The organism is Streptomyces sp. CA189, assembly GCF_056428985.1.
Window position 1 is genome coordinate 123710 of record NZ_JBWJVM010000005.1, and the last position, 26608, is coordinate 150317.

A 26608-nucleotide genomic window follows, 5' to 3' on the forward strand; every position below is an offset into this window, starting at 1 on the left:
CGTGTTCGGACGTCGCAAGAAGAACGACTCCGCCAAGGACGGCGGCGCGGCCGAGCAGGTCGTCGACGGCGTAGGTGCCGATGAGCAGGACGGCACGGAGGAGACCGACGCGGTCCAGCCGCGCAGGGTGAACCTGCCGCCGGCCCCGCGGCCCGACGGCCCGTGGGACATCTCGGAGGTCCCCGGCAACCCCGAGGACGGCCGGGTCGACCTCGGCGGCATCCTCGTACCGGGTGTCGAGGGCATGGAGCTGCGCGTCGAGGTCGCCGGAGACGCGATCGTCGCCGCGACCGTGGTGCTCGGCGACAGCGCCGTGCAGCTGCAGGCCTTCGCCGCGCCCCGCAAGGAAGGCATCTGGGGCGAGGTCCGCGAGGAGATCGCCGAGGGCATCACCAAGCAGGGCGGCATCATCGACGAGGTCGAGGGTCCGCTGGGCTGGGAGCTGCGCGCGCAGGTCCCCGTACCGCTCCCGGACGGGCAGACCGGCGCCCAGCTGGTCCGCTTCGTCGGGGTGGACGGTCCGCGCTGGTTCCTGCGCGGTGTCATTTCCGGCCAGGGCGCGGTGCGTCCCGAGTCGGCCGGGGTGCTGGAGCGCATCTTCCTGGACACCGTCGTGGTCCGCGGCGAGGGCCCGATGGCCCCGCGCGACCCGATCGTCCTGAAGCTGCCGAACGACGCGCAGATGGTGCCGGACGGCGTGCAGACCGACGACGCCGGAGACCAGGAAGGCTCCCGCTTCGGCGGTGGCATGGGCCAGCTCGAGCGCGGCCCGGAGATCACCGAGGTCCGCTGACCCCGGTCCGATCCCGTACGGCCGTGGCCCCCGGCGGCGTCCCCGCCTGCCCGTCCGTCCGCCCGTCCGGGTGGGTGTCAGGGAACCGTCAGAGATCCCCCCACAGCCGGTCATCGGCGCGTGAACGGGGCGGACGTCCCGGAGAATGGGCGCATGGGACGCGGCAAGCTCAGGATCTATCTCGGCTCGGCCCCCGGAGTGGGCAAGACGTACGCCATGCTCTCGGAGGGCCACCGCCGGGTCGAGCGCGGCACCGACTGCGTCGTGGGCTTCGTCGAGCACCACGGGCGGCCGCGCACCGAGGTCATGCTGCACGGTCTGGAACAGGTGGAGCGCAAGGAGCTCGTGTACCGGGGCGCCGCCTTCACCGAGATGGACGTGGACTCCCTGCTGGCCCGCAAGCCCGCCATAGCCCTCGTGGACGAACTGGCGCACACCAACGTGCCGGGCTCGCGCAACGCCAAGCGCTGGCAGGACGTGGAGGAGCTGCTGCGGGCCGGGATCGACGTGATCTCCACGGTCAACATCCAGCACCTGGAGTCCCTGGGCGACGTGGTGGAGTCGATCACCGGCGTGCGGCAGCGGGAGACCGTCCCCGACGAGGTGGTGCGCCGCGCCGACCAGATCGAGCTGGTCGACATGTCCCCGCAGGCCCTGCGCCGCCGGATGGCGCACGGCAACATCTACAAGTCCGACAAGGTCGACGCGGCCCTGTCCAACTACTTCCGGCCCGGGAACCTGACCGCGCTGCGCGAGCTCGCGCTGCTCTGGGTCGCCGACCGGGCCGACGAGTACCTCCAGCAGTACCGGGGCGAGCACAACATCCGCTCCACCTGGCAGGCGCGCGAGCGGATCGTCGTGGGCCTCACCGGGGGACCCGAGGGGCGCACCCTCATCCGGCGCGCCTCCAGGGTGGCGGCCAAGGGCTCGGGCAGCGAGATCCTGGCCGTCTACATCGCCCGCAGCGACGGGCTGACCGCGGCCTCGCCCAAGGAGCTCGCGGTCCAGCGGACGCTGGTCGAGGACCTCGGCGGAACGTTTCACCATGTGATCGGCGACAACGTGCCCGAGGCGCTCCTCGAATTCGCCAAGGGGGTCAACGCCACCCAGATCGTGCTCGGCTCCAGCCGCCACCGCTCCTGGCGGTACGTGTTCGGCCCCGGAGTCGGCGCCACCGTGGCCCGTGACTCGGGGCCCGACCTCGACGTGCACATCGTCACGCACGAGGAAGTCGCCAAGGGCCGCGGCCTCCTGCCCGTGGCCCGCTCGGCGGCCCGGCTCGGCCGGACCCGCCTGGTGGCCGGCTGGGTGGTCGGGGTGGCCCTGCCGCTGGCGCTCGCGACGCTGCTGACGCACATCGACACCGACCCCGGCCTCGCCAACGAGATGCTGCTGTTCCTGGCCCTGACCGTGGCCGCGGCCCTGCTCGGCGGGCTCTGGCCGGCGCTGGCCTCCGCCGCCGTGGGCTCCCTGCTGCTGAACTACTACTTCGCCCCGCCCATCCACCGCTTCACCATCTCGGACCCCAAGAACATCGTCGCCATCGCGGTCTTCTTCGGCGTCGCGGGCTCGGTGGCCTCCGTCGTCGACGCCGCCGCCCGCCGCACCCACCAGGCCGCCCGGCTGCGCGCCGAGTCCGAGATCCTGTCCTTCCTCGCCGGCAGCGTGCTGCGCGGCGAGACCACCCTGGACGCGCTGCTGGAGCGGGTGCGCGAGACCTTCGCCATGGAGTCGGTGGCGCTGCTGGAGCGCGAGAGCGACGTCGAGCCCTGGCGGCCGGCGGGCAGCGTCGGCCCGAACCCGGTCGCCCGCCCCGAGGACGCCGACGTGGACATGCCGATCGGCGACCACATGGCGCTGGCCCTGTCCGGGCGGGTGCTGCCCGCCGAGGACCGCCGCGTGCTCGGCGCCTTCGCCGCCCAGGCCGCCGTCGTGCTCGACCGGCAGCGGCTGGTCGGAGAGGCGGAGGAGGCCCGCCGGATGGCGGAGGGCAACCGGATCCGGACCGCGCTGCTGGCCGCCGTCAGCCATGACCTGCGTACGCCGCTGGCCTCCATCAAGGCCTCCGTGAGCTCCCTGCGCTCCGACGACGTGGACTGGTCCGACGAGGACCGGGCCGAGCTCCTGGAGGGCATCGAGGACGGCGCCGACCGGCTGGACCACCTCGTGGGCAACCTGCTCGACATGTCGCGGCTCCAGACCGGCACCGTCACCCCGCTGATCCGCGAGATCGACCTCGACGAGGTGGTCCCGATGGCGCTGGGCGGCGTACCCGAGGGCAGCGTGCTGCTGGACGTCCCGGAGACCCTTCCCATGGTGGCGGTGGATCCGGGGCTGCTGGAGCGGACCGTGGCCAACGTGGTGGAGAACGCGGTGAAGTACAGCCCGCCTCAGGAGCAGGTGCTCGTGGCGGCCAGCTTCCTCGGCGACCGGGTCGAGGTACGGGTCGTGGACCGCGGGCCGGGCGTCCCCGACGAGGCCAAGGACCGGATCTTCGCCCCCTTCCAGCGGCACGGGGACGCGCCGCGCGGCGCCGGGGTCGGGCTCGGGCTGGCCGTCGCGCGCGGCTTCGCCGAGGCCATGGACGGCACCCTGGAGGCCGAGGACACCCCCGGGGGCGGGCTCACCATGGTGCTCACGCTGCGGGCGGTGACCGGCGGGCGGCCGCAGATCCACGTGAGCGTGGACGGCGAGGGGCGCAGCGCGCCGGGCGGGGCCGAGGGGCCGGAGCCGGGCGGGGCCGGGGGGCACCCGGTGGATTTTGATCTCGATTCGATACGACAGAAGGCAGGACCTCAATGACCCGGGTGCTCGTGGTGGACGACGAACCTCAGATCGTCCGAGCCCTCGTGATCAACTTGAAGGCGCGCAAGTACGAGGTCGACGCGGCCGCCGACGGGGCGAGCGCCCTGGAACTGGCGGCCGCCCGCCACCCCGACGTGGTCGTCCTGGACCTCGGCCTGCCCGACATGGACGGGATCGAGGTGATCAAGGGGCTGCGCGGCTGGACGCGGGTTCCCATCCTCGTCCTCTCCGCCCGCCACACCTCCGACGAGAAGGTCGAGGCCCTGGACGCGGGAGCCGACGACTACGTCACCAAGCCCTTCGGCATGGACGAGCTGCTCGCCAGGCTGCGCGCCGCCGTCCGGCGGGCGGAACCGGGCGCCGGGGCCGGCGAGGACGAGGTGATCGTCGAGACGGAGACCTTCACGGTGGACCTCGCGGCGAAGAAGGCGGTGCGCGCCGGCCGCGACGTACGCCTCACGCCCACCGAGTGGCACCTGCTGGAGGTGCTGGTGCGCAACGGCGGCAAACTGGTCAGCCAGAAGCAGCTCCTGCAGGAGGTCTGGGGGCCCTCGTACGGGACCGAGACCAACTACCTGCGGGTCTACATGGCCCAGCTGCGGCGCAAGCTGGAGGCCGACCCCTCGCACCCGATCCACTTCATCACCGAACCGGGCATGGGATACCGCTTCGAGAGGTAGCGGGGGCGCCGGTACGCTTCCTGTATGAGTGCTGAACCGCGTTCCGAGAAGCCCGCTAAGCCGGCGAAGCCCGCCAGGCCGGCGGGCCGGTTCCGCCGGATGATAGAGCGGCTGTCCACCTCGCAGGAGGAGCTGCATTCGGCGGAGCTGCAGGAGGACGCAGAAGCCGCGGGGTGCACGCGGATCTGTGACTGCCACGACCGTCAGATAGTGAAGGTGACCGGGACCCTGCGGACCGTCACCCTGCGGCCGCGCGCGGGGGTCCCCGCCCTGGAGGCCGAGCTGTTCGACGGCTCGGCCGCGCTGGACGTCGTCTGGCTCGGACGTCGCTCGATCGTGGGAATCGAACCCGGCCGTCGCATGATCGCCTCCGGGCGGATCTCGATGAGCCACGGCCGTCGGGTGCTCTTCAACCCGAAGTACGAACTCCGACCGCTCGGACAGGAGCACTGACGGTGACGTCACTCGACAAATCGACCACGCCCGCGACGGAGCCCGACACGGAACCGTCGGCGGACCAGAAGGCCGTCACGCAGGCGGCACTCTTCGACGCCTTCGGCGGCATCCGGGGCACCGTGGAGACGATGCTCCCCGGGCTGCTCTTCGTCATGATCTACACGATCAACAAGGACGTGAAGCTGTCCGCCATCGCGGCGGGCGCGGTCGCGGTCCTGCTGGTGATCGTGCGGCTGCTGCGCAAGGACACGGTCAAACACGCCTTCAGCGGGGTCTTCGGCGTGGGCGTGGGCGTGGCCTTCGCCCTGTTCACGGGCAGCGCGAAGGGGTTCTACCTGCCCGGCATGATCTACGGCGCCGGCCTGGGCGTGGCCTTCACGCTCTCCGCGCTGGTGGGCTTCCCGCTGCTGGGGGTGATCCTGGGGCCGGTCTTCAAGGAGAACCTGTCCTGGCGCACGCGCAACCCCGGGCGCAAGAAGGCGTACGTCAAGGCCAGCCTGGCCTGGGGCCTGATCTTCCTCGCGAAGTACGCGATCCTCTTCCCGCTGTACTGGTGGGGCGACGCGACGCAGCTCGGCTGGGTGCTGATCGCGCTGAAGCTGCCGCCGATGGTGCTGGCGGTGTACTTCACGTGGCTCTTCCTGGCGCAGGCGCCGCCGCCGATCAACGTGATCGCGGAGTGGGAGGCGGAGGAGGCCGCGGAGAAGGCCGCGAAGGCCGCGAAGGCCGCGGGGGGCCAGGGAGCCTGAACCGTACGCCGCCGCGTGCGCGTGCTTGCTGCGCACGGTGGGAGCGGGCTGCGCCCGGGCCCCTGGGGCTCCGCCCCAGACCCCGCGCCTCAAACGCCGGCGGGGCTGGATTTTGCCCGGCGCCGGATTGGAGCGGCGGGGCTGGATTGGGCCGGCGGTCGGATCGGGCCGGCGCCCGATGGGGTCGGCGGTGCCGGATCCGCGCGGCCTGTGGCCCCGTAGGCCCAGGGATGTGCGAAGGGGCGGCTGACCGTGGTGGTCAGCCGCCCCTTTCGGCGTTCAGCGGGCCGCAGGCTAGTCCGCGGCCTGGAGGAGGTCCTCCAGCTGCTCCTCGCGGGCCTGGGCGGCCACGAAGAGGAGCTCGTCGCCCGGCTCCAGGGTCTCCTCGCCGTGCGGGGTCAGGACCCGGTTGCCGCGGATGATCGTGACCAGCGAAGTGTCCTCCGGCCAGGTGATCTCGCTGATCTGCTTGCCTGCGACCTGGGAGTCGGCGGGCAGGGTCAGCTCGACGAGGTTGGCGTCGCCGTGGCTGAAGCGCAGCAGCCGGACCAGGTCGCCGACGCTGACGGCCTCCTCGACCAGCGCCGACATCAGGCGCGGGGTCGAAACGGCGACGTCCACGCCCCAGGACTCGTTGAAGAGCCACTCGTTCTTCGGGTTGTTCACCCGGGCCACGACCCGGGGGACCCCGTACTCGGTCTTGGCGAGGAGGGAGACGACCAGGTTGACCTTGTCGTCACCGGTCGCGGCGATGACCACGTTGCAGCGCTGGAGCGCCGCCTCGTCGAGCGAGGTGATCTCGCAGGCGTCGGCCAGCAGCCACTCGGCCTGCGGCACCCGCTCCACCGAGATGGCGGTCGGGGCCTTGTCCACGAGGAGCACCTCGTGGCCGTTCTCCAGGAGCTCGCCCGCGATGGAACGGCCCACCGCGCCGGCTCCGGCGATCGCGACCCTCATGCGTGTGCCTCCTCAGGACCCTCGGCGAAGGCTGCCTCCACCTTGTCGATCTCGTCCGTGCGCATCATCACGTGGACGAGGTCGCCCTCCTGGAGGACGGTCGCCGATGTCGGCAGCATGGCCTCGCCCAGCCGGGTGAGGAAGGCGACGCGGACGCCGGTCTCGTCCTGCAGGCGGCTGACCTTCTGGCCGATCCAGGCGGTGGAGGTGTGCACCTCGGCGAGCTGGACACCGCCGCTCGGGTCGCGCCACAGCGGCTCGGCGCCCGAAGGCAGCAGCCGGCGGAGCATCTGGTCGGCCGTCCAGCGCACGGTGGCGACGGTGGGGATGCCCAGCCGCTGGTAGACCTCGGCGCGCTTGGGGTCGTAGATGCGGGCGGCGACGTTCTCGACGCCGAACATCTCACGGGCCACCCGGGCGGCGATGATGTTGGAATTGTCACCACTGCTCACCGCGGCGAAGGCGCCCGCCTCCTCGATGCCGGCTTCGCGCAGCGTGTCCTGGTCGAAGCCGACTCCGGTGACGCGGCGGCCGCCGAATCCGGCTCCCAGCCGGCGGAATGCGGTGGGGTCCTGGTCGATGACCGCGACCGTATGCCCCTGCTGTTCCAGGGTCTGCGCGAGGGCGGAGCCCACTCTTCCGCAGCCCATAATGACGATGTGCACGGCCGTCCTTCCGGCTGTCAGCGGCTCGCTGGGTTCCAGCCTCATTGCTGCTCGGGCTTATCAGGGTCTCAGACCATGGCCCAAGCTACACACGGGCGGTCACCAGTGTGACCATTTGGGCGGGAGGCGGGGCTCCTTTGCCCTGGATGCGGTGCGACTTCCCGCCGGATAGGGGTGGGGGGTTCGTCAGGCCGATTTCGAACGCTTACGATCCTCTGCGTGTCCAAACTGACCGACGTGCCCAAACGGATCCTGATCGGCCGGGCGCTACGCAGCGACCGCCTCGGGGAAACCCTCCTTCCCAAGCGGATCGCCCTCCCAGTCTTCGCGTCCGACCCGCTCTCCTCGGTGGCATATGCCCCCGGCGAGGTCCTGCTGGTCCTGTCGATCGCAGGCGTGTCGGCGTACCACTTCAGCCCCTGGATCGCGCTCGCGGTCGTCGTGCTGATGTTCACCGTGGTCGCCTCCTACCGCCAGAACGTCCACGCCTACCCCAGCGGCGGCGGTGACTACGAGGTCGCCAACACCAACCTCGGGCCCAGGGCCGGTCTCACGGTCGCGAGCGCCCTGCTCGTCGACTACGTCCTCACGGTCGCCGTGTCGGTCTCCTCGGGCGTCGAAAACCTCGGCTCGGCCGTCGATTTCGTCATCGAGCACAAAGTGCTCTCGGCGATCATCGTGATCCTGCTGCTCACGCTGATGAACCTGCGCGGTGTGAAGGAATCCGGGAACCTCTTCGCCATCCCGACCTACGTGTTCGTCGGCGCCGTCTTCGTGATGATCGCGTGGGGTGCCTGGCGCGGCCTGGTCACGGGCGACACCATGGAGGCTCCGACGGCCGGCCTGGAGATCAAACCCGAACACCAGGGGCTCGCCGGTTTCGCGCTGGTCTTCCTGCTGTTGCGCGCCTTCTCCTCCGGCTGCGCGGCGCTGACGGGCGTCGAGGCCATCAGCAACGGCGTACCCGCCTTCCGCAAGCCCAAGAGCAAGAACGCGGCCACCACCCTCGCCCTCATGGGCGGCCTGGCCGTCACCATGTTCTGCGGGATCATCGGCCTGGCCATGGCCACGAACGTTCGGATGGCCGAGAATCCCGCCGTCGACCTGTTGCAGAACGGCGTCCCGGTCGGCGACGGCTACGTCCAGAATCCGGTGATCTCCCAGGTCGCCGAGGCCGTCTTCGGCAACGGCAGCTTCCTCTTCATCGTGCTCGCCGCGGCCACCGCGCTGGTGCTCTTCCTCGCCGCGAACACCGCGTACAACGGCTTCCCGCTGCTCGGCTCGATCCTTGCCCAGGACCGCTACCTGCCGCGCCAGCTGCACACCCGCGGCGACCGCCTCGCCTTCTCCAACGGCATCGTGCTGCTCGCCGGCGCCGCGATGCTGCTCGTGTGGATCTACGACGCCGACTCGACGAAGCTGATCCAGCTCTACATCGTCGGCGTTTTCGTCTCCTTCACGCTGAGCCAGATCGGCATGGTCCGGCACTGGAACCGCCACCTGCGATCGGAGCGCGACCCGGCGGCGCGCCGCCGGATGCACCGGTCCCGGGCGATCAACACCTTCGGCGCCTTCTTCACCGGCATGGTGCTGGTCGTCGTCCTGGCCACCAAGTTCACCCACGGCGCCTGGGTCGCCCTGCTCGGCATGGTCATCTTCTACGGAACGATGTCCGCGATCCGCAAGCACTACGACCGGGTCTCCGAGGAGATCGCCGCCGCCGAGGGCCCGAGCGACGACAGCGTGCGCCCCTCGCGGGTCCACTCCATCGTCCTGGTCTCCAAGGTCCACAAGCCCACCCTGCGCGCCCTGGCCTTCGCCAAGCTGACCCGCTCGGACCGGCTGGAGGCGCTCAGCATCAGCGTCGACCCGGTCGAGACCAAGGCGCTGCGCGAGGAGTGGGAGCGGCGCGGCATCAACGTCCCGCTCAAGATCCTCGACTCCCCGTACCGCGAGATCACCCGCCCGGTCGTCGAGTACGTGAAGGGCCTGCGCAGCGAGAACCCGCGCGACGCCGTCAGCGTGTACATCCCCGAGTACGTGGTCGGACGCTGGTACGAGCACCTGCTGCACAACCAGAGCGCCCTGCGCCTCAAGGGCCGGCTGCTCTTCACCCCCGGCGTGATGGTCACCTCGGTGCCCTACCAGCTGGAGTCCTCGGAGCTGGCGAAGAAGCGGGCGAAGAAGCGCGCGGAGTGGAACGCCCCGGGCGCGGTGCGCCGCGGGCCGGTCGACACCCCGCGTCCGCGTCCGAAGGACCCGGCGGGGAAGTAGCCCGTCGCTTGTGCAGCCCCGGATCCGGGGTGGCGAACGGCCGGACGAGATCCACGTAAACTGGTGGGTCGGTCGTCCGGCCGTTCCTTTTTGATCTTCTGATCCACATCCTTGGAGTCTCCCCACCATGACGAGCGAGCAGAACGAGAAGCAGTCACTGGTCGGGGAGGAGTACGAGGTCGAGGTCGGCCCCGTGGCGCACGGCGGGCACTGCATCGCCCGGACCGCCGAGGGCCGTGTCCTGTTCGTCCGGCACACGCTGCCCGGCGAGAAGATCATCGCCAAGGTCACCGAGGGCGACGTCGACTCCCGCTTCCTGCGCGCCGACGCCATCACCGTCCTCGACCCCTCCAAGGACCGTGTCGAGGCCCCCTGCCCGTACGCCGGCCCCGGCGCGTGCGGCGGTTGCGACTGGCAGCACGCCAAGCCGGGCGCCCAGCGCCGGCTCAAGGGCGAGGTCATCGCCGAGCAGCTGCTGAGGCTCGCCGGGCTCACCCCGGAGCAGGCCGGCTGGGACGGTACGGTCATGCCGGCCGAGGGCGACAAGGTGCCCGCCGGGCAGGTCCCGCAGTGGCGCACCCGCGTGCAGTACGCGATCGACGAGGACGGCGTCGTGGGCCTGCGCAAGCACCGCTCGCACGACATCCAGCCGGTCGACCACTGCATGATCGCGGCGCCGGGCGTCACCGAGCTCGGCATCGAGCAGCAGGACTGGCCCCAGATGGCCACCGTCGAGGCCATCGCCGCGTCCGGCTCCGGCGACCGCCAGGTCGTCCTGACCCCCCGCCCCGGCGGCCGGCTCCCGCTCGTGGAGCTGGACAAGCCCGTCTCGGTCCTCCGTGTCGAGGAGAAGGACGGCGGAGTCCACCGCGTCCACGGCCGCCCCTTCGTGCGCGAGCGCGCCGACGGCCGTACGTACCGCGTCGGCATGGGCGGCTTCTGGCAGGTCCACCCCCAGGCCGCCGACACCCTGATCAAGGCCGTCATGCAGGGCCTGATGCCGCGCAAGGGCGAGATGGCCCTCGACCTCTACTGCGGCGTCGGCATCTTCGCGGGCGCCCTCGCGGAACGCCTCGGCGACACCGGCGCGGTCCTGGGCATCGAGTCCACGAAGCGCGCGGTCGAGGACGCCCGGCACAACCTGACCGACTTCCCCCGTGTCCGCATCGAGCAGGGCAAGGTCGAGCAGATCCTCCCGAAGACCGGCATCACCGAGTGCGACCTCGTCGTCCTGGACCCGCCCCGCGCGGGCGCCGGCAAGCAGACGGTCCGCCAGGTCGCCGGCCTCACCCCGCGCCGCATCGCCTACGTGGCCTGCGACCCGGCGGCCCTCGCCCGCGACCTGGGCTACTTCCAGGAGGCCGGCTACAAGGTCCGCACCCTGCGCGCCTTCGACCTCTTCCCGATGACCCACCACGTGGAGTGCGTGGCGATCCTGGAGCCGGTGGCGAAGGGCGCCTGACCTTCGGGTCGATGATGGTCCGACGCCCGCCGGATGGATTTTCCGGCGGGCCGTCACGAGTGGAAAGTCGCCTCCTGGGCGGGCTGCGTGCCCAGCCCGGGGGGCGTTTTTTTGTGGGCCGTGGGGACGTGGTCGCCACGTCGGTCGGGGGCCGGGGTGGCGGGGAGCGGGATTTCGAAGTGGACCGTTCCGTAGCCGCCGTGCTCGCCCGTGGTGCGGGCGTCGCAGACCTCGTCGGCCAGGCTGCGCCAGAAGGCCTCGGCGCCGGGGATGTCGACGTTCGTGTGCAGGTAGACCGTGTCGTATCCGGGGACGCCCGCGGCGAACGCGCAGGCCGTCCTGACCATGGCGCGGGCCAGCCCGTGTCGGCGGTGGTCCGGGCGCACGTACACCCGTAGGAGCTGCGCGGTGCGTCCCGAGGGGTAGCGCTCGGTGAGCCGGCGGGGGTGCGGGGGGTGGGCGGGGCCGCGGGAGTTCAGTGCGGTGGTGCCGACCACCTCGTCGCCCAGGACCGCGACGACGAGGGTGTGGCGCGGGTGGTCGAGGTAGGTGCCGTCGAGGTCGACGACATCGTCGTGCCACCGGGGCACGTACCCGTAGTCGAACTCCCGGTAGAACGTGTCGAGCATGACGCTCCGCGCACCGGGTGCGTCCCCCTGCACGGCATGCCGTACGACGTACGGCCCGATCTGCTGCCCCTGCGCCGGGTTTTTCGGGTCTCGCGGGTCTCTCATGGCTCGGCGGCTCCCTTCCTGCACTCCGGTCTCGTGAGCGGCAGGCTACCGGAAATCGGTGCTATTGGAAATGAAAACTATTTCCGGTAACTTCCTCCTCGTCCGTCGCGGACGCCTCCTGCCGGGCGGTCCGCTCCGCAGGCATGCCGCACCGTCGTGACGGCGATCTGAGAGGAACTTCCCTTGGCGCATCTGCTGGTTGTCGAGAGCTGGGTGGGGTCGATGAGCAGGCTGTTGCCCAGGGCCATCGGAGAAGGCGGGCACGAGTTCACCTTCGTCACCCGGGACCTGCACCACTACCTGCGCGGCGCCGGACCGGAGGGTCCGCACCCGCTGCTGGCGGCGCGCAACATCATCACCGCGGACACCAACGCCATGGACGAGCTGCTGCCCCACCTCGAACGCCTGCACGCGGTGCTGGCCTTCGACGGGGTCGTCTCCTCCTGCGACTACTACCTGCCCGCCGTGGCCCGGATCGCCGACCGGCTGGGCCTGCCCGGCCCGGCCGTCGAAGCCGTCGAGGCCGCCTGCCGCAAGGACCTGACCCGCCGGGTGCTGGCCGGGGCCGGGGTTCCGGGGCCGCGCTTCGCGCTCTGCGCGGACACGGCGCAGGCCGCGGCCGCCGCCCGGGAGATCGGCTATCCGCTGGTGGTCAAGCCCGTGGACCTGTGCGCCGGAATGCTCGTACGGGAGGTCCGCGACGAGCGGGAACTGGAGGCGGCCTGCAGGGCGCTGGAGGAGTTCCCGGTCAACGCGCGCGGCCAGGACCGGATGCCCGTGGTCCTCCTGGAGGAGTTCCTCACCGGCCCCGAGGTCAGCGTCGAGACCGTCTCCTTCGGCGGTGCCATCGGCGTGGCCGGTGTCACCGACAAGAGCATCGGCGGGGCGCCCGCCTTCATCGAGACCGGACACATGTTCCCGGCGGACCTCGCGCCGGAGGCGGCGCGGGAAGCGGTGGACACGGCGACGGCCGCGGTCAAGGCCCTCGGCCTGGACCACGTCGTGTGCCACACCGAGATCAAACTGACCCCCGAGGGCCCCAAGGTGGTGGAGGTCAACCCCCGGCCCGCCGGCAACCGGATCACCGAACTCGTCCGGCACGTCACGGGCATCGACCTGGCCGCGGCCTGCGTGGACGCCGCCCTCGGCCGGACGCCCGACCTCACTCCGCGCCCGACCGGCGTGCACAGCGCCGCCATCGCCTTCCTGCTCCCCGACACGGCCGGCACCCTCGCCGGCATCGAGGGCGCCGACGAGGTCCGGGCACAGCCCGGGGTGCTGGAGCTCACCCTCGCCGGGCCGGGGAGCGCCGTACGGGCCGCGACCAGCAACAACGAGTACCTCGGCCACATCATGACGGCCGACACCCTCGGGGGTGGGGCCCGCCGGGCCGCGGAGCTCCTCCTCGCCCGTCTGCGCCCCACGTTCGAGGAACAGGGTGCCGATCTCGAAGAGCAGGGCGCCCAGTCCCCGGCGGTGCCCGCATGACCGCGCCCACCCTGAACGATCCCGCCGTACGCACCGTCGGCCGCCTCGTCGAAGCGGTGCGCGGCGGGAGCTACGGCTCCGACCCCGCCCTGGAGCGCATCGCGCTCGCCTTCACCACCGCCCAGGCGGTACGCCACGCCGGCCGCGGCAGCGGGTACCGCAACGAGGTGCTCAGCCTGCGCCTGGACGCGGCCGTCGGATCCTGCGCCGTGGAGCCGGGCGCCCTGCCCGCCGCGACGCTCGACGACTGCGTCGGAGCCTCGGTGGCCGAACTCCTCGACCACCCGCTGCTTCCCGTACGGATCGCCGCACTCGACGCGTACCTGGGCCACGTGCGCCCCCACACCCCCGACCACGGCGCCCGCCCGTACGCCCTGCCGGCCGGGAGCTCCCTGCACCGGTCCCGGGCCCGCGCCCGCGCCGTGGCCGACCTGCTGCCCGCGACCGGGATCCGCCGGGTCCTGGTCATCGGCGTCGTCAACTCCCTGCTGGAGCAACTGCGGGCGCGCGGAATCGCGTACGTGCCCTGCGACCTCAAGGGCGGCGCCACGGAGTGGGGTGAGCCGGTGCGGACCGATGCCCTCGCGGAGCTGGAGCGGTGCGACGCCGTCCTCGCCTCCGGCATGACCCTCGGAAACGGCACCTTCGAGCCGCTGCTCGACCACGCCGCGGCCACCGGCAAGCCCCTGGTGATGTTCGCCCAGACCGGCAGCGCGGTCCTCCCGCGCTTCCTGGGCGCCGGGGTCAGCGCCGTGTCCGCGGAGCCCTACCCCTTCTTCTGGCTCGACGGCGGCCCGGGAGTCATCCACCGCTACGGAGGCACCCGTTGACCATCGCGCCCCTACTGGACCGCCCCCCGGCCCGCAGCGCGAACCCGGAGCTGCTGACGCTGGTCGGCCGCACCCCGCTCGCGCGGATCCGTACCGAACTTCCCTACGCACACCAGGGCTTCTGGGCCAAACTCGAATGCCTCGGCGCCGGCGGCATGAAGGCGCGGTCCGCCGTGTCCATGCTGCGCGGCGCCCGGCGGCGCGGCGAACTGCGCCCCGGCGCCACCGTGGTCGAATCCACCTCGGGGACCCTGGGGATCGGGCTCGCCTTCGCCGGACAGGCGCTCGGCCACCCGGTCGTCCTCGTCGGCGACCGCGAACTCGAACCGTCCATGCGGCAGTTGCTCCACGCGTACGGCGCGCAGCTGGAGCTGGTGGACCGGCCCGCCCCCGAGGGCGGCTGGCAGGCGGCCCGGATCGCCCGGCTGCGCGAGCTCCTGGACCGGATCCCGGACGCCTACTGGCCCGACCAGTACAACAACCCCGACAACGCGGCCGGGTACCTCCCCATGGCCGCCGAACTCTGCGGGCAGCTCGACCACTTGGACGTCCTGGTGTGCAGCGTCGGCACCGGCGGCCACAGCGCCGGGCTCATCGGCCCGCTACGCCGCCGCTGGCCGCGCCTGAAGGTGATCGGCGTGGACTCCGTGGGATCGGCCATCTTCGGCCAGCCCGCCCGCCCCCGCCTCATGCGCGGGCTGGGCAGCAGCATCCACCCGCGCAACGTCGCCCACCAGGCCTTCGACGAGGTCCACTGGGTGGGCCCGGCCGAAGCCGTCGACGCCTGCCGCAGGCTCGCCCGTACCGGCTTCGTCAGCGGCGGCTGGAGCACCGGAGCCGTCGCCCTCGTCTCCGCCTGGGCCGCCCGGGTGGAAGCGGGCGCGGTCGTCGCGACGGTCTTCCCCGACGGTCCGCACCGCTACCTCGGCACCGTCTACGACGACGAGTTCTGCCACGCCCACGGCCTCGACCGGGCCGAACTCGCGCTCCGCCCGCTGGAGATCGCCCACCCGCACGCGACCGAGGCCGTCGGCTGGACCCGATGCCGCACCGTCCTCGACCCGCTCGCGGCCACCCGGCCGCACCTGCCGGCGCCGGCGCGGGGAGGCGCCGCGTGAAGCTCACCTGGTACACCACGGAGCTGGAACTCGCCGAACCGCTGCGGATATCCCGCTCGGTGATGGCCCGCCGCGACGCGGTCTGGGCGGCGATCGAGCACGGCGGCCTGACCGGCTGGGGCGAGGTCGTCAGCAGCGACTACCTCGGCCTGCCCACCGAGCGCATCGTCCGGCACCTCGCCGCGGTGCGCCCCTCGGTCGAACGCCTTCCCGACCCGGAGACCGCGTGGGACGAACACGCGGCCGCGCGGGACCGGCACACGGCCCGTCCGCTTCCCGGCCTGCCGGAGCTGCCGCCCGGCGTGCTCGCCGGGCTGGAGGCGGCCCTGCTCGACCTGGTCGGCAAGCGGGCCGGCCGGCCCGCCCACCACCTGCTGGGCACCGACGCCGCACCGGCCGCGCAGACCACCCGGACGATCGGCATCACCACGCCCGTGGCGGCGGCCGCGCAGGCCGCCCGGCTCGCCATGAGCGGCTTCACCGCCCTCAAGGTCAAAGCGGGATCCCCCGATCCGGCCGAGGACCTCGCGCGGGTGGAGGCCGTACGGATCGCCGCCCCCGGTGCGAGCCTGCTGCTCGACCCCAACGGAGCGTGGACCGAACGGCAGGCCCACGACCTGCTCCCGCGCTTCGCCGGCCTCGGCGTCACCGCCGTGGAACAGCCCATCGCGCCGGGCCGCCACGACGCGCTCGCCCGGGTGGCGAAGGAGTCCCCGGTCCCGGTGATCGCCGACGAGGACGCGGTCTCGTACGAGGACGCCGTGGCGCTCGCCGGACTCGTCCACGGCGTCAACGTCAAGCTCGCCAAATGCGGCGGGGTGCAAGCTGCCCTGCGCATCCACGAGGCCCTGCGCGGCAGCGGCACCGACCTGATGCTCGGCTGCCTCACCGCCAGCTCGCTCGGCATCGCGCCCGCCGTGCACCTCGCCGACCGGGCCCGCTGGGTGGACCTCGACGGGCACCTGCTGCTCGCCGACGACCCGTGGACCGGCATCGGCGGGACCGACGGCACCGTACGCGCCGCCGACCGGGCGGGCCTCGGAGTCCGGCGCACCCGCACGGCGGCCGTCCGGTGAGGATCCTCAGCTCGATGCGGGGCTTCCCGCCCGCCGTACGCCTCCTCCTCGTCAACCAGCTCGGCGTCAACACCGGCTTCTACCTGCTCATCCCGTACCTCGCCACCCACCTCACCGACGACCTCGGGCTCTCGGCCGCCCTCGTCGGGGTCGTCCTCGGCCTGCGCAACCTCAGCCAGCAGGGCCTGTTCCTGATCGGCGGCTCGGCCGCGGACCGGCTCGGCGCCCGCGGGGTGATCATCGCGGGCTGCGCCCTGCGCACGGTGGGGTTCGGCTTGTTCGCCCTCGGCGACGGGCTGCCGCTGCTGATCGCCGCCTCCGTGCTCAGCGGGCTGGCGGGTGCCCTGTTCAACCCCGCCGTGCGGACCTACGTCGCCCAGGAGGCCGGCGACCGCAAGGCCGAGGCCTTCGCCCTGTTCAACGTCTTCGCCACCACCGGGGCGCTGCTCGGCCCGCTGCTCGGCACCCTGCTGCTGCTCGTGGACTTCCGGGCGGCCGCCGTCACCGCGGCCGGGGTGTTCGCCGTCCTCACCCTGGCCCAGTTGCTGGTGCTGCCCGCCCGGAAGGTCCCGGCCCCCGCAACCGGGGTGCTCGGCGACTGGCGCGAGGTGGCCGGCAACCGCCGGTTCCTGGCGTTCTCGCTCGCCATGATCGGCATGTACGGCCTGGAGAACCAGCTGTACCTGCTGCTGCCCCGTGCGGCCACCGACGCCTCGGGCTGGTCCGGTTCGGTCGGCCTGCTGTTCCTCGCCGGGACCGTCGCCAACCTGCTGTTCCAACTGCGCATCACCCGCGCCCTGAAGGCCCGCGGGAGCAGCGGGCGCTGGATCGCCGCCGGCCTGGCCGTCATGGGCCTCGGATTCCTGCCGCCGATGCTCGTCGCCGGCCCCGCCACCGCCCACCCCCTGCGGCTCCTGCCGGTGCTCGCCGGGGCCCTGCTGCTGCACCTCGGGGTGATGATCGCCCAGCCCTTCGTGATGGAGCTGATACCGGCCTTCGGGCGCCCGAACCTGACCGGCACGTACTACGGCCTCTTCTACGCGGTCTCCGGGGTCGCGGCCGCCGCCGGCAGCGCGGCCATCGGCTGGTCCATGGACACCGCCGGCCGCACCGGTCCGACCTGGCTGCCCTACGGCTGCTGCCTCGTCCTCGGCCTGCTCTCGGCCGCGGCCGTGGCCCACCTGGACCGAAGACGCGCCCTGCCCCGCGATCCGGCGCCGGACCCCCCTGACCCCCTGCCCCCGCGCGCCACCGCGCGCCCCCGAAGCGAGACCCGATGACAGCCACCAGCAGCGGCAACCTGCTCACCGACCACCCCGAGCTCTACGAGGAGCGCTTCCCCGATCCCGAACGGCTCGCCGCCCGCTGGGCCGAGGAGGCGCTGACCCGCCACGGCGCCGGTCCCCGGGTCCTCGACGTCGGGTGCGGCACCGGCCGGGACGCGGCCTGGCTGCACCACCGGGCCGGACGCCAGGTCACGGGCATCGACACCTCGCGGGCCATGCTGGCCCACGCGAGAACCCACCACCCCGGCCCCGGCTACGAGCTGGCCGACATGCGCGCGTTCGAGGTCGACGCCACCTTCGACGCGATCGTCTGCCTGGACAGCGCCCTGCTCTACTGCCACACCAACGAGGACCTGGCCGCCTTCCTCGCCTGCTGCCGGGCCCACCTCGCGCCCGGCGGGCTGCTCGTCGCCGAAATGCGCAACGGGGCCTTCTTCCTCGGCAGCACCGAACTCCTGGACACCCCGCGCACCGCCTCCTTCGCCCGGCGCGGGACCACGTACACCTCCCACACCACCCTGTGGATCGACCACGGCGCACAACTCCTGCGCCGCCGAAGGACCTGGACCGCCGACGACGGCTCCCTCCCGGACGAGCAGCACTCCGCCTGGAGGCTGCTCTTCCCGCAGGAGCTCCGGTACTTCCTCGCCACCGCCGGGTTCGAGGTCCTCGCGCTGCACGACGGACCCGGCCCGCGCACCGAACCGCCGTGGAGCGAAGGCGAGGCCCCGCACGGGACCACGCGTTCCGACCGCCTCCACCTCATCGCCCGGCTCGCGCCGCACCTCAGCAACGGAGACATCCCCGCATGAACGACGCCCGCTCCAGCCTCGCCCGCAGAGGCTTCCTCATCGCCACCGGGGCCACCGCCCTCGCCCTCACCGCCGCCTGCGGCGCCGGCGCCACCACCCCGGACGCCGAGAACGCCGCGGAGGGAGCCCCCCAGGCCGGCGGGAAGCTGCGCGCCGCCTTCGCGGGCGGCGGAGCCAACGAGACCCTCGACCCGCACGCCGCCAACCTGTTCGTCGACGCCGCCCGGGCCAAAGCCCTCTTCGACAAGCTCGCCGACTTCGGCGCCGACCTCGCCGCCGTCCCCCGGCTCGCCGAACGCTGGGAACCCAACGAGGCCCTCGACACCTGGCGCGTCACCCTGCGCGAGGCCGCCTTCCACGACGGCCGGCCCGTCACGGCCGAGGACGTGCTCTACAGCTACCGCAGGATCGCCGACCCCAAGGGCACCTTCCGGGCCAAGGCCTCCCTGGAGCCCATAGACCTGGCGGCCAGCCGCGCCGTCGACGCGGGGACCGTCGAGTTCAGGCTCAAGCGCCCGTACGCCGAATTCCCCAACGTCCTCGCCGCGTTCGGCGCGTACATCGTCCCCAAGGACACCACCTCCTTCGACAAGCCCGTCGGCTCCGGCCCGTTCGGCTTCGTCTCCTTCACGCCGGGCAGCTCCCTCCTCGTCAAGCGCAACGAGGCCTACTGGGACGGCGCCCCGCACCTGGACCAGCTCGAATTCGTCGTCGCCGGCGAGGAGTCGGCACGCGTCAGCGCCCTGCTCGGCGGCCAGGTCGAGTACGCCCACGAACTGAACCCGGCCACCGCCCGCACCCACGAGGGCAAGGGGAAGATCGACGTCGTGCGCCTCCCGGGCAGCGCGATGCAGGGCTTCGTCATGAAGACCGACCGCCCGCCCTTCGACGATCCCCGGGTCCGGCAGGCCTTCTTCCTCATCGCCGACCGCAGGGAACTCGTCGACGGGGCCCTCTCCGGCGCCGGCGAGATCGGCAACGACCTGTTCGGCAAGGGCTACCAGTACTACCCCGCGGGCCTGCCCCAGCGCACCCAGGACCTCGACAAGGCCCGCGCCCTGCTCAAGGAGGCCGGGGCCGAGGGCCTCAAGGTCACCCTCGACACCGCCCCCGCGGCCACCGGCTTCGTCGAGGCCGCCGGCATCTTCAAGGAGCAGGCGGCCAAGGCAGGAGTCACCGTCGAGATCAAGGTCGGCAACAAGGACACGTACTGGAAGGACATCCTGAACACCGGCACCTTCGCCTCCTACCGCTCCGGCGCCATGCCCATCGAGTCCCACCTCTCGCAGCGGCTGCTGACCGGCTCCACCACCAACGCCACCAAGTGGCAGCGACAGGACTTCGACGACCTGTACCAGCAGGCCCAGTCCACCCGGGACCTCACGCAGCGCGGCGCCCTCTACGAGCGGATGCAGCGCCGGCTGCACGACGAGGGCGGCTTCCTGATCTGGGGATTCGCCGACTGGATCATCGCCACCGCGCCCGCGGTGCACGGGGTGTCGAAGCAGGCCCCCGCGAACACCCTCGACTGGGCCCGCTTCGACAAGATCTGGCTCGCGTGACGCCGCACCTTCCATGGATCGGCCGCCGCCTGCTCCTCGGTCTGGGGCAGACGGCGGCCGTCGTCCTGTTCGTCTTCGCGCTCACCGAGGCGCTGCCCGGTGACGCCGCCGTCGCCCTCGCCGGGGACCAGCCCGATCCCGACCGCATCGCCCGGATCCGCGCGACGATGGGCCTGGACCGCCCGCCCGCCGAACGCCTCGCCGACTGGGTCGGCGGCCTCCTCCACGGGGACCTCGGCACCTCCCTGGTCAGCGGACGGCCCGTCACCGGCTACCTGGCCGGCGGACTGGGCCCCACCCTGCTCCTCGCCGGCGCCACCCTCGCCCTGCTCGTCCCCCTCTCGGTCGGGCTCGGCGTCCTGGCCGCCCGGCGCGAGGGCGGGCCGCTCGACCGGACCGTGAGCGGGCTGACCCTGGCGGTGCACGCCGTACCGGAGTTCGCCCTCGGCGTCCTGCTCGCCACGCTCTTCGGGCTGTGGCTGGCCTGGCTGCCGCCCACCGCCGTGGGCGCCGACCCGTTCACCGAGCCCGCCGTCCTGATCCTGCCCGTCGTCGTCCTGCTGTCGCGGCCCGTGTGCACCATCAGCCGCCTCGTGCGCGCCGGGATGATCGACGCGATGGCCTCGCCGTACGTGGCCCAGGCCCGGCGCTACGGAGTCTCCGGCGCCCGGATCACCTGGACCCACGCCCTGCCCAACGCCCTCGCCCCCGCCACCCAGCAACTGGCCCGTACCTGTGACTGGCTGCTCAGCGGGGTCATCGTCGTGGAGGCGCTCTTCGTGATCCCGGGCCTCGGCACCGTCCTCGTCGAAGCCGTCGCCGCCCGCGACCTCCCCGTGGTCCAGGGCATGGCCGTCGTCTTCGGCGTCGTCACCGTCGCGGTCAACCTCGCCGCCGACCTGGCGGCCCGCCGGTTCGCACCCCGGTCCGAGGTGGCGGCGTGAGGCAGACACCCCCACGGTCCCTGCTCGCCCTCGCGCTGATCGGCCTCCCGGTCCTCCTCGCGCTGCTGGGACCCCTCGTGGCGGGGCCGGCCGGGCCCCGCTCGGTCTCCTTCGCCTTCCCCGAAGGGCACTGGCTCGGCACCGACTTCAGCGGCCGCGACGTCTGGCACCAGGTGCTCCTCGGCGGCCGCTCCGTCGTGCTCGTCGCGCTCGCCGCCACCGCCCTCGCCTACCTCGTCGCCGTTCCCCTCGGCCTCGCCGCCGCCCTCACCCGCCGCAGCTGGCTGGAGGAGGCGCTGATGCGGCCCCTGGACGTGGTCATCGCGGTCCCCTCGCTGCTGCTGGTGCTGCTCGTCGCGGCCACCCTCACCCCGGGACCCGCCGGCCTGACCGTCCTGGTCGGGCTGGCCGCCGTACCCGACGCCGCGCGCGTCGTCCACGCGGCGGCCGTGGAGATCTCCTCCCGGCCGGCCGTGGAAGCACTGCGCATGCAGGGCGAGTCCTGGTGGCGCACGGCCGTCGGGTACGTGGCCCGCTGCATGCGCCGCACCCTCGCCGCCGACGCCGGGATCCGGCTCACTGGAGCCCTCTACCTGGTCGCGACCGCGGCCTTCCTCGGGGTGGGCGTCCAGCCGGACGCCGCCGACTGGGCGGTGATGGTCGACCGGAACCGCACCGGGCTCTTCCTCCAGCCCTGGGCCGTGGTCGTGCCCGCCCTGCTCATCGCGGCCCTGTCGATGGGCACCAACCTCCTCTTCGACGCCGTCCTCCAACGGCCCGGCCCCCGGAAGGGAGCGACACCATGACCCCCGTCGCACACGTGCGGGACCTGCGCGTGGAGATCGGCGGTCGGGCGATCGTGGACGGCGTGAGCCTCGCCGCCCACGCCGGCAGGATCACCGCCGTCATCGGCCCGTCCGGCAGCGGCAAGACCACCACCGGCCTCGCCCTCCTCGGCGAGTACCCGGCCGGCGCCCTGGTCGGCGGCACGGTCCACACACCGGCGGGCCCGGTCGGTTACGTACCCCAGCACCCGGCCTCCGTCCTCAACCCCGCCCGCCGGGTGGGAGCCCTCCTCGCCGACATCGCCGCCCGGCAGGGAGGCGACCGGCGCGAGCGCAGGCGCCGTACCGAAGCGGCCCTGCACCTCGCCCAGCTCCCCGATCCCGTGGCCGTGCTGGGCCGCTTCCCGCACCAGCTCTCCGGCGGCCAGCAGCAGCGGGTCGTCCTGGCCCAGGCGCTGCTGCTCGGCGCGCGGGTCATCGTCGCCGACGAACCCACCACCGGGCAGGACGTCCTCACCAAGGAGGGCATCGTGGCGGAGCTGGCCGCCATCGCCGCACGGGGCATCGCCGTCGTCCTGCTCAGCCACGACCTGGACGTCGTACGGAGGCTGGCCGACGAGGTCGTGGTCATGCGGGACGGGCGGGTCGTGGACCGCGGACCCGCGTCGTCGGTCCTGGGCGAGCCCGTACCGGAGCGGCCGCGCCCCGCGCGCACGCCCCGCCCGCGTGGTCCGGTACGGCTGGAGACGCGGGACCTCACCGCCCGGCACCGCACCGCACGGGGGGCCGCCGAGGTGCTGACCGGCATCGCAGTGTCGGTCGCGGCCGGGGAGTGCCTGGCGCTCGTCGGCCGTTCCGGGAGCGGCAAGACCACCCTCGGACGCTGCCTGGCCGGGCTGCACCGCCGGTACGAGGGCACGGTCCTGCTCGACGGGAGGCCGCTGCCGCCCAGCCTGCGTTCCCGCAGCCGGGCCGAACTGGCCGCCGTGCAGTACGTGTTCCAGGACGCGAAGGCCGCCTTCGACGAGCACCGGCCGGTCCTGGACCAGGTGGCCCGCAGCGCGGTACGGCTCCGCGGGGCCGCACCCCGGGACGCGCGGAACGAGGCCCTGACCATGCTCGGAGAGTTCGGGCTCGGAGCGTTCGGCCTCGGCGGGGGCCTCGCCGGGCGCCGGCCCGGGGAACTCTCCGGCGGCGAACTCCAGCGGGCGGCGCTGGCCCGGGCCCTGCTGGCCGGACCTCAGGTCCTCGTCTGCGACGAGATCACCTCCGGCCTCGACGCGGCCACCCGGACCACCATCCTCGACGCCCTCGCCCGGCTCCGGGAACGCAGCGGGCTCGGCCTGGTGTTCATCACCCACGACCCGGCCGCCGCCGGAGCCCTCGCGGACCGGATCGCCGTCCTCGACGCGGGGCGCATCGTCGAGGCGGGCCCGGCCCGTCGGCTGATGGAGGCTCCGCAGCACGCCCTCACCCGGGACCTGCTGTCCGCGCGGTCCGCGGCCCTGCCCGGCCCAGGGCATGGGTGAGCCCCGGCCCGTGGAGGGCCGGGGCTCGGGGGCTCGGGGCTCGGGGGCGCACGGCCGAGGCCGTGCGCCGGGCCGTCTCAGCGGCCGGCGTACGGGAGCAGGGCCATCTCGCGGGCGTTCTTGACGGCCCGGGCGAGCCGGCGCTGCTGCTGCGCCGTGACCCGGGTGATCCGGCGGCTGCGTATCTTGCCCCGGTCCGAGATGAACGTGCGCAGCAGACCGGTGTCCTTGTAGTCGATGTACGTGATGCCCGCCGTGTCCAGCGGGTTGGGGCGGGACTTCGGCGGCTTGCCGGGGGAGGGGCGGCGGGCCATGGGGGCTCCTCGGGGTGGGGGTCGGTCGGCGGTCAGGAGACAGGGTCGAGCAGCGGGGCGAAGGCGGCCGGGAGCCGCTTCCAGCCCTCGCGCCCGGCCGTGTACTCGGCTTCGGTCAGGAGGCAGGAGTCCAGGAGCTGTTCGAGCCCCTCGCGGTCCAGGCCCGGCGAGGTGAAGACCAGGTGCTGGCAGCAGTCGCCGTGCTCGGGGTCCCAGTCGAGGGAGGCCGCGGCCTGACGCATGGCGGGGACCAGGTCCCAGGCGGCGTCGGGGAGCGAGGCCAGCCAGGGGCCGGCGCTCTCCACGCACAACGCGCCGCCCGCGGCCTCCCAGGCGAGGAGGGTGTCGGGGCGGTCGGCCAGCCAGAACCGGCCGCGGCTGCGGGCCGCGGCGCAGCTCAGGTCCTCCAGGGCCTCGTAGAGCCGCTCGGGGTGAAACGGCCGGCGGCGCTGCCAGACGAGCGTGGCGACTCCGGCCTCGTCGGCTTCCTGGGGGAGGAGCGCGCAGGCGGGGTGCTGCGCCGCGGCGGCCGTCTCCACGTCGAAGCCGGCGAAGGCCAGGCGGGTGAGCTCGCTGGAGCCGGTGGGCACGCGGCGGGCCGTCGGGTGCAACTGGGCGAGCAGGGCGCGGTCCTCGTCGTCGGCCTCGTCGCTGTCGGCGATGGCGAGGACCGGCGCGTATTCGAGCTGGCGGGCCCAGGTGTCCCCGACGGTCCGCTGGTCGGTGGCGGACGCGGCGAGTCCCGCCTCGGCGAGGTCGTCCCCGTTGCCGAGGCAGGGCAGGACGAGGGCGGGATCGACGGCGGTGATCACGTTGGTGAGTTCGAGCAGGTCCCCGGCGTGGGCGGCGACGACCTCGGCCATCGCCCGGGGCTCGACCGAGTCCCAGAGTTCCACGACGGCCAGCCGGGTCAGCCCGCCGGCGGCCAGCCGCACCAGCTCGGGGACCAGGTCCTCGCGCAGGGCGCAGCAGGCGCAGTCGTTGACCAGCGGCGTCTCGTCGGCGGAGAGCGCGCCCCCGGAATCGCGCAGCGTGCGGAGCACCGTACCGCCGGTCGCGGAGGACAGGTCGTGGTGCAGGGCGATGCTGCCCGGCACGGCGCGCAGCAGGTGCTCGACGGTCTCCTTGCGCGCGTCGGCGTGCATCCCGCCGACGATCACGACGGGGAGGGTCACGTGCGCGCCCCGTAGCGGCGCTCGAAGCGCTCGACGCGTCCCGCGGTGTCCAGGACCCGGGCGGTGCCGGTGTAGAAGGGGTGGCTCTGCGAGGAGATCTCGACGTCGATGACCGGGTAGGTGTTGCCGTCCTCCCACTCGACCGTCTTGTCGCTGGTGGCGGTGGAGCGGGTGAGGAAGGCGAAGTCGGCGGCCTTGTCGCGGAAGACGACGGCGCCGTAGGCGGGGTGGATTCCAGGCTTCATGGGGTCGCTCTCTGGGGGAGGGGGGTCAGCGCTCTTCGCGGAAGTCGACGTGCCGACGGACCACCGGGTCGAACTTGCGCAGCACCATGCGGTCCGGGTCGTTGCGCCGGTTCTTGCGGGTGACGTACGTGTAGCCGGTGCCGGCGGTGGAGCGGAGCTTGACGATCGGGCGTACTTCGTTGCGTGCCATGGCAACAGTATATAGAAATGGAAATCATTTTCAATACCAGGCACGGCTTCGCCCGGGCGAGGGGGAGGCGGGATGGGGCGGCGACGGGCAGCGCGGCAGGCGGCGTGCCGGTCGTCGGGCTCAGCCTTCGGGGCGGAGCAGGCCGCGCTCGTAGGCCTTCGCCAGCCGTTGGGGGACCTGGTACACGGAGCCGTCGACCGCGATCGGGACGAGCTGCGGCGTGGTGGCCTTCCACTGGGCGCGGCGGTGGCGGGCGTTGCTGCGGGACATCTTCCGCTTGGGGACGGCCATCAGTGTCTCCTGAGGTGTCTGGGGTGTTCCGCGAACCTACATGGAAACGACGACCATTTTCAATTAGAAGAGGGTGCCCCTCCGGGCGTGCGTGCGGGAGGGGTGAACGAGTCACCGCCACACGGAAAAGGGGCTCCGTGTGGCGGTGCGGGCCGGCCCGCCCGGGGACCGTCCGGGGCGGGCCGGTGATCAGGTGGCGGCGGGGGCCGCCCGCCGGGTCAGGGGCGGGACGTGAGGTAGCCGCCCATGGACTTGAAGTACTCGGACGCGGGCAGCTCCCGGCCGTCCTCGGTGCGCACGCGGGTGATGGCGAGGCCGCGGTTGCGGCCCGTACGGGCGTCCGCGCCGGCCACGATGACCACGCCTTCGCCCTCGCGGTAGAAGATGCGGCCCGGGGTGCCGCCGTAGCGTCCCTCGGACACGACGGAGGCGAGCACCTCCAGGCGCTTGCCCTTGTGGAAGGTGAAGGCGGACGGGTACGGGGCGGACTGGGCGCGGACCAGGCGCTCCAGGTCCTCGGCCGGCCAGGACCAGTCGATCCGGATGTCCTCCTCGGCCCGCTTGTGGAAGAAGGTGGCCTGGGTGCGGTCCTGCTTCGTGAACTCGGTCTGCCCGGACGCGATCAGGTCGAGGGCGCCGATGGTGACCGGGGCGATCAGGTCGACCGTCTTGTGGAACAGGTCCGTGGTCGTGTCCGTCGGGCCGACGGGGATCGAGTGCTGCATGACGATGTCGCCGGCGTCGAGCACCTCGTCCATCATGTGCGCCGTCACGCCGACTTCGGACTCGCCGTTGATGAGGGCCCAGATGAGGGGCGAGAAGCCCGCGTACTTGGGCAGCAGGGAGTCGTGCACGTTGAGGGTGCCGTACCGCGGCAGCGTGTAGATGCGCGGGGGGATCCAGGTGCGCCAGTTGTTCGCGACGAGGATGTCCGCGTCGGCTTCCTTGAGCTGCTGGAACAGCTCCTCGTCGTCGGGGCGGTTGCGGATGACGACCGGAACGCCGTGCTCCTCGGCGAGGTCGGCGACCGAGTCGCTCCAGATCTTCTCGTAGGCGTGCTCGCTCTTGGGGTGGGTCACGACCATCACGACGTCGTGCTCGGAGTCCAGGAGTGCCTTCAGGGTGCGATGGCCCCAGGTCTGATAGCCGAACATGACGACCCGCATCGGGGTTCCTCCTCAGAAGAGCAAAATGACCAGGAGTAAGTAAAGCAAGGCTTACCTAACGACGCAACAGCCCCGATTCTGGGCTTGATTGACCCGACTGCGAGCGCGTTGTCCGGTTTGTCTGGTCGACAGCCCGCCTGGATCAGGTTAGCTTTACCTAAGTTCCACTCGGCTGCCGGTCACCGGTGCGCCTGGACTCCCCCTTTCCCCCACCCCTGACAA

At 72.7% G+C, this 26608-nt stretch carries 26 protein-coding genes; 17 read left to right on the plus strand and 9 right to left on the minus strand.

What is annotated here, in order from left to right; genetic code table 11:
* Window position 1: 1 nt before the first annotated feature.
* From AC061S_RS06445 to AC061S_RS06465, 5 genes are all read left to right on the plus strand, one after another.
* Window positions 2–793: a DUF3710 domain-containing protein gene (locus AC061S_RS06445; RefSeq protein ID WP_478684862.1), complete on the plus strand. Its 792-nt coding sequence runs from the start codon at window positions 2–4 to the stop codon at window positions 791–793.
* Between the two features lie 153 nt (window positions 794–946).
* Window positions 947–3595: a DUF4118 domain-containing protein gene (locus AC061S_RS06450; protein ID WP_478684863.1), complete on the plus strand. Its 2649-nt coding sequence runs from the start codon at window positions 947–949 to the stop codon at window positions 3593–3595.
* Window positions 3592–4278: a response regulator gene (locus AC061S_RS06455; RefSeq protein ID WP_478684864.1), complete on the plus strand. Its 687-nt coding sequence runs from the start codon at window positions 3592–3594 to the stop codon at window positions 4276–4278. The genes AC061S_RS06450 and AC061S_RS06455 overlap by 4 nt, the downstream gene beginning before the upstream one ends.
* A gap of 24 nt (window positions 4279–4302) precedes the next feature.
* Window positions 4303–4731, plus strand: coding sequence for an OB-fold nucleic acid binding domain-containing protein (locus AC061S_RS06460; protein WP_403710606.1), 429 nt, complete (start codon window positions 4303–4305; stop codon window positions 4729–4731).
* 2 nt (window positions 4732–4733) lie between these two features.
* Window positions 4734–5483 (plus strand): DUF3159 domain-containing protein, encoded by a 750-nt coding sequence (locus AC061S_RS06465; RefSeq protein ID WP_478684865.1) that lies wholly within the window; start codon window positions 4734–4736, stop codon window positions 5481–5483.
* Between the two features lie 294 nt (window positions 5484–5777).
* Here AC061S_RS06465 and AC061S_RS06470 read toward each other — a convergent pair whose 3' ends face one another.
* Together AC061S_RS06470 and AC061S_RS06475 are read right to left on the minus strand one after the other, a co-directional pair.
* On the minus strand, window positions 5778–6440 hold the full coding sequence (locus tag AC061S_RS06470; protein WP_214953432.1) for a potassium channel family protein: 663 nt from the start codon (window positions 6438–6440) through the stop codon (window positions 5778–5780).
* Window positions 6437–7105: a potassium channel family protein gene (locus AC061S_RS06475; protein WP_478684866.1), complete on the minus strand. Its 669-nt coding sequence runs from the start codon at window positions 7103–7105 to the stop codon at window positions 6437–6439. The genes AC061S_RS06470 and AC061S_RS06475 overlap by 4 nt, the downstream gene beginning before the upstream one ends.
* Before the next feature lie 219 nt (window positions 7106–7324).
* Between AC061S_RS06475 and AC061S_RS06480 the strand changes: the two genes are divergently transcribed.
* Entirely contained in the window at window positions 7325–9379 is a 2055-nt protein-coding gene (locus AC061S_RS06480; RefSeq protein ID WP_478684867.1) for an APC family permease, read from the plus strand.
* Window positions 9380–9506: 127 nt separating this feature from the next.
* Entirely contained in the window at window positions 9507–10841 is a 1335-nt protein-coding gene (locus AC061S_RS06485) for a class I SAM-dependent RNA methyltransferase (RefSeq protein WP_478684868.1), read from the plus strand.
* A 53-nt stretch (window positions 10842–10894) separates the two neighbouring features.
* Here the strand turns inward: AC061S_RS06485 and AC061S_RS06490 are convergent, their stop codons facing one another.
* Window positions 10895–11575 (minus strand): GNAT family N-acetyltransferase, encoded by a 681-nt coding sequence (locus AC061S_RS06490; RefSeq protein ID WP_478684869.1) that lies wholly within the window; start codon window positions 11573–11575, stop codon window positions 10895–10897.
* Window positions 11576–11758: 183 nt separating this feature from the next.
* On the opposite strand from AC061S_RS06490, the gene AC061S_RS06495 reads away from it, so the two are divergent.
* From AC061S_RS06495 to AC061S_RS06540, 10 genes are read left to right on the plus strand one after another with little or no spacing between them, the layout of a single operon-like run.
* A complete protein-coding gene (locus AC061S_RS06495; protein ID WP_478684870.1) occupies window positions 11759–13063 on the plus strand; it encodes an ATP-grasp domain-containing protein in 1305 nt (434 codons plus the stop codon).
* On the plus strand, window positions 13060–13893 hold the full coding sequence (locus AC061S_RS06500) for a Rossmann-like domain-containing protein (protein ID WP_478684871.1): 834 nt from the start codon (window positions 13060–13062) through the stop codon (window positions 13891–13893). Before AC061S_RS06495 ends, AC061S_RS06500 begins: the two co-directional genes overlap by 4 nt.
* Window positions 13890–15011, plus strand: a complete 1122-nt coding sequence (locus tag AC061S_RS06505; RefSeq protein WP_478684872.1) for a PLP-dependent cysteine synthase family protein — start codon at window positions 13890–13892, stop codon at window positions 15009–15011. Before AC061S_RS06500 ends, AC061S_RS06505 begins: the two co-directional genes overlap by 4 nt.
* Complete coding sequence (locus AC061S_RS06510) at window positions 15008–16087, plus strand: dipeptide epimerase (RefSeq protein WP_478684873.1); 1080 nt, start codon at window positions 15008–15010, stop codon at window positions 16085–16087. Before AC061S_RS06505 ends, AC061S_RS06510 begins: the two co-directional genes overlap by 4 nt.
* Window positions 16084–17367 carry an MFS transporter gene (locus tag AC061S_RS06515; RefSeq protein WP_478684874.1) on the plus strand — a complete coding sequence of 428 codons (1284 nt, stop codon included), beginning with the start codon at window positions 16084–16086 and terminating at the stop codon, window positions 17365–17367. The genes AC061S_RS06510 and AC061S_RS06515 overlap by 4 nt, the downstream gene beginning before the upstream one ends.
* Window positions 17364–18185: a class I SAM-dependent methyltransferase gene (locus AC061S_RS06520; RefSeq protein WP_478684875.1), complete on the plus strand. Its 822-nt coding sequence runs from the start codon at window positions 17364–17366 to the stop codon at window positions 18183–18185. The genes AC061S_RS06515 and AC061S_RS06520 overlap by 4 nt, the downstream gene beginning before the upstream one ends.
* On the plus strand, window positions 18182–19747 hold the full coding sequence (locus AC061S_RS06525) for an ABC transporter substrate-binding protein (RefSeq protein WP_478684876.1): 1566 nt from the start codon (window positions 18182–18184) through the stop codon (window positions 19745–19747). Before AC061S_RS06520 ends, AC061S_RS06525 begins: the two co-directional genes overlap by 4 nt.
* Window positions 19735–20691, plus strand: a complete 957-nt coding sequence (locus AC061S_RS06530) for an ABC transporter permease (RefSeq protein WP_478684923.1) — start codon at window positions 19735–19737, stop codon at window positions 20689–20691. The genes AC061S_RS06525 and AC061S_RS06530 overlap by 13 nt, the downstream gene beginning before the upstream one ends.
* Window positions 20688–21497 carry an ABC transporter permease gene (locus AC061S_RS06535; RefSeq protein WP_478684877.1) on the plus strand — a complete coding sequence of 270 codons (810 nt, stop codon included), beginning with the start codon at window positions 20688–20690 and terminating at the stop codon, window positions 21495–21497. The genes AC061S_RS06530 and AC061S_RS06535 overlap by 4 nt, the downstream gene beginning before the upstream one ends.
* Window positions 21494–23005 (plus strand): ABC transporter ATP-binding protein, encoded by a 1512-nt coding sequence (locus AC061S_RS06540; RefSeq protein ID WP_478684878.1) that lies wholly within the window; start codon window positions 21494–21496, stop codon window positions 23003–23005. The genes AC061S_RS06535 and AC061S_RS06540 overlap by 4 nt, the downstream gene beginning before the upstream one ends.
* Before the next feature lie 77 nt (window positions 23006–23082).
* Here AC061S_RS06540 and rpsR read toward each other — a convergent pair whose 3' ends face one another.
* From rpsR to AC061S_RS06570, 6 genes are all read right to left on the minus strand, one after another.
* Window positions 23083–23319 (minus strand): 30S ribosomal protein S18, encoded by a 237-nt coding sequence (gene rpsR, locus AC061S_RS06545; protein WP_478684879.1) that lies wholly within the window; start codon window positions 23317–23319, stop codon window positions 23083–23085.
* Window positions 23320–23351: 32 nt separating this feature from the next.
* On the minus strand, window positions 23352–24464 hold the full coding sequence (locus AC061S_RS06550; RefSeq protein ID WP_478684924.1) for a CobW family GTP-binding protein: 1113 nt from the start codon (window positions 24462–24464) through the stop codon (window positions 23352–23354).
* A 26-nt stretch (window positions 24465–24490) separates the two neighbouring features.
* Entirely contained in the window at window positions 24491–24739 is a 249-nt protein-coding gene (locus AC061S_RS06555; RefSeq protein WP_478684880.1) for a type B 50S ribosomal protein L31, read from the minus strand.
* Between the two features lie 25 nt (window positions 24740–24764).
* Window positions 24765–24929 (minus strand): 50S ribosomal protein L33, encoded by a 165-nt coding sequence (gene rpmG, locus AC061S_RS06560; protein WP_030162346.1) that lies wholly within the window; start codon window positions 24927–24929, stop codon window positions 24765–24767.
* A gap of 120 nt (window positions 24930–25049) precedes the next feature.
* On the minus strand, window positions 25050–25220 hold the full coding sequence (gene rpmF, locus AC061S_RS06565) for a 50S ribosomal protein L32 (protein ID WP_478684881.1): 171 nt from the start codon (window positions 25218–25220) through the stop codon (window positions 25050–25052).
* A gap of 218 nt (window positions 25221–25438) precedes the next feature.
* The gene (locus AC061S_RS06570; RefSeq protein ID WP_478684882.1) at window positions 25439–26386 is read right to left on the minus strand and encodes a methionyl-tRNA formyltransferase; all 948 of its coding nucleotides are present in this window, start codon (window positions 26384–26386) and stop codon (window positions 25439–25441) included.
* Between the last annotated feature and the right edge of the window lie 222 nt (window positions 26387–26608).

Coding starts and splice junctions, on each gene's coding strand:
- AC061S_RS06555 (WP_478684880.1), bottom strand. CDS start 24,739: ATGAAGCCTGGAATCCACCCCGCCTACGGCGCCGTCGTCTTCCGCGAC.
- AC061S_RS06450 (WP_478684863.1), top strand. CDS start 947: ATGGGACGCGGCAAGCTCAGGATCTATCTCGGCTCGGCCCCCGGAGTG.
- AC061S_RS06490 (WP_478684869.1), bottom strand. CDS start 11,575: ATGAGAGACCCGCGAGACCCGAAAAACCCGGCGCAGGGGCAGCAGATC.
- AC061S_RS06540 (WP_478684878.1), top strand. CDS start 21,494: ATGACCCCCGTCGCACACGTGCGGGACCTGCGCGTGGAGATCGGCGGT.
- AC061S_RS06520 (WP_478684875.1), top strand. CDS start 17,364: ATGACAGCCACCAGCAGCGGCAACCTGCTCACCGACCACCCCGAGCTC.
- AC061S_RS06525 (WP_478684876.1), top strand. CDS start 18,182: ATGAACGACGCCCGCTCCAGCCTCGCCCGCAGAGGCTTCCTCATCGCC.
- rpmG (WP_030162346.1), bottom strand. CDS start 24,929: ATGGCACGCAACGAAGTACGCCCGATCGTCAAGCTCCGCTCCACCGCC.
- rpmF (WP_478684881.1), bottom strand. CDS start 25,220: ATGGCCGTCCCCAAGCGGAAGATGTCCCGCAGCAACGCCCGCCACCGC.
- AC061S_RS06550 (WP_478684924.1), bottom strand. CDS start 24,464: ATGCACGCCGACGCGCGCAAGGAGACCGTCGAGCACCTGCTGCGCGCC.
- AC061S_RS06455 (WP_478684864.1), top strand. CDS start 3,592: ATGACCCGGGTGCTCGTGGTGGACGACGAACCTCAGATCGTCCGAGCC.
- AC061S_RS06570 (WP_478684882.1), bottom strand. CDS start 26,386: ATGCGGGTCGTCATGTTCGGCTATCAGACCTGGGGCCATCGCACCCTG.
- AC061S_RS06485 (WP_478684868.1), top strand. CDS start 9,507: ATGACGAGCGAGCAGAACGAGAAGCAGTCACTGGTCGGGGAGGAGTAC.
- AC061S_RS06500 (WP_478684871.1), top strand. CDS start 13,060: ATGACCGCGCCCACCCTGAACGATCCCGCCGTACGCACCGTCGGCCGC.
- AC061S_RS06460 (WP_403710606.1), top strand. CDS start 4,303: ATGAGTGCTGAACCGCGTTCCGAGAAGCCCGCTAAGCCGGCGAAGCCC.
- rpsR (WP_478684879.1), bottom strand. CDS start 23,319: ATGGCCCGCCGCCCCTCCCCCGGCAAGCCGCCGAAGTCCCGCCCCAAC.
- AC061S_RS06470 (WP_214953432.1), bottom strand. CDS start 6,440: ATGAGGGTCGCGATCGCCGGAGCCGGCGCGGTGGGCCGTTCCATCGCG.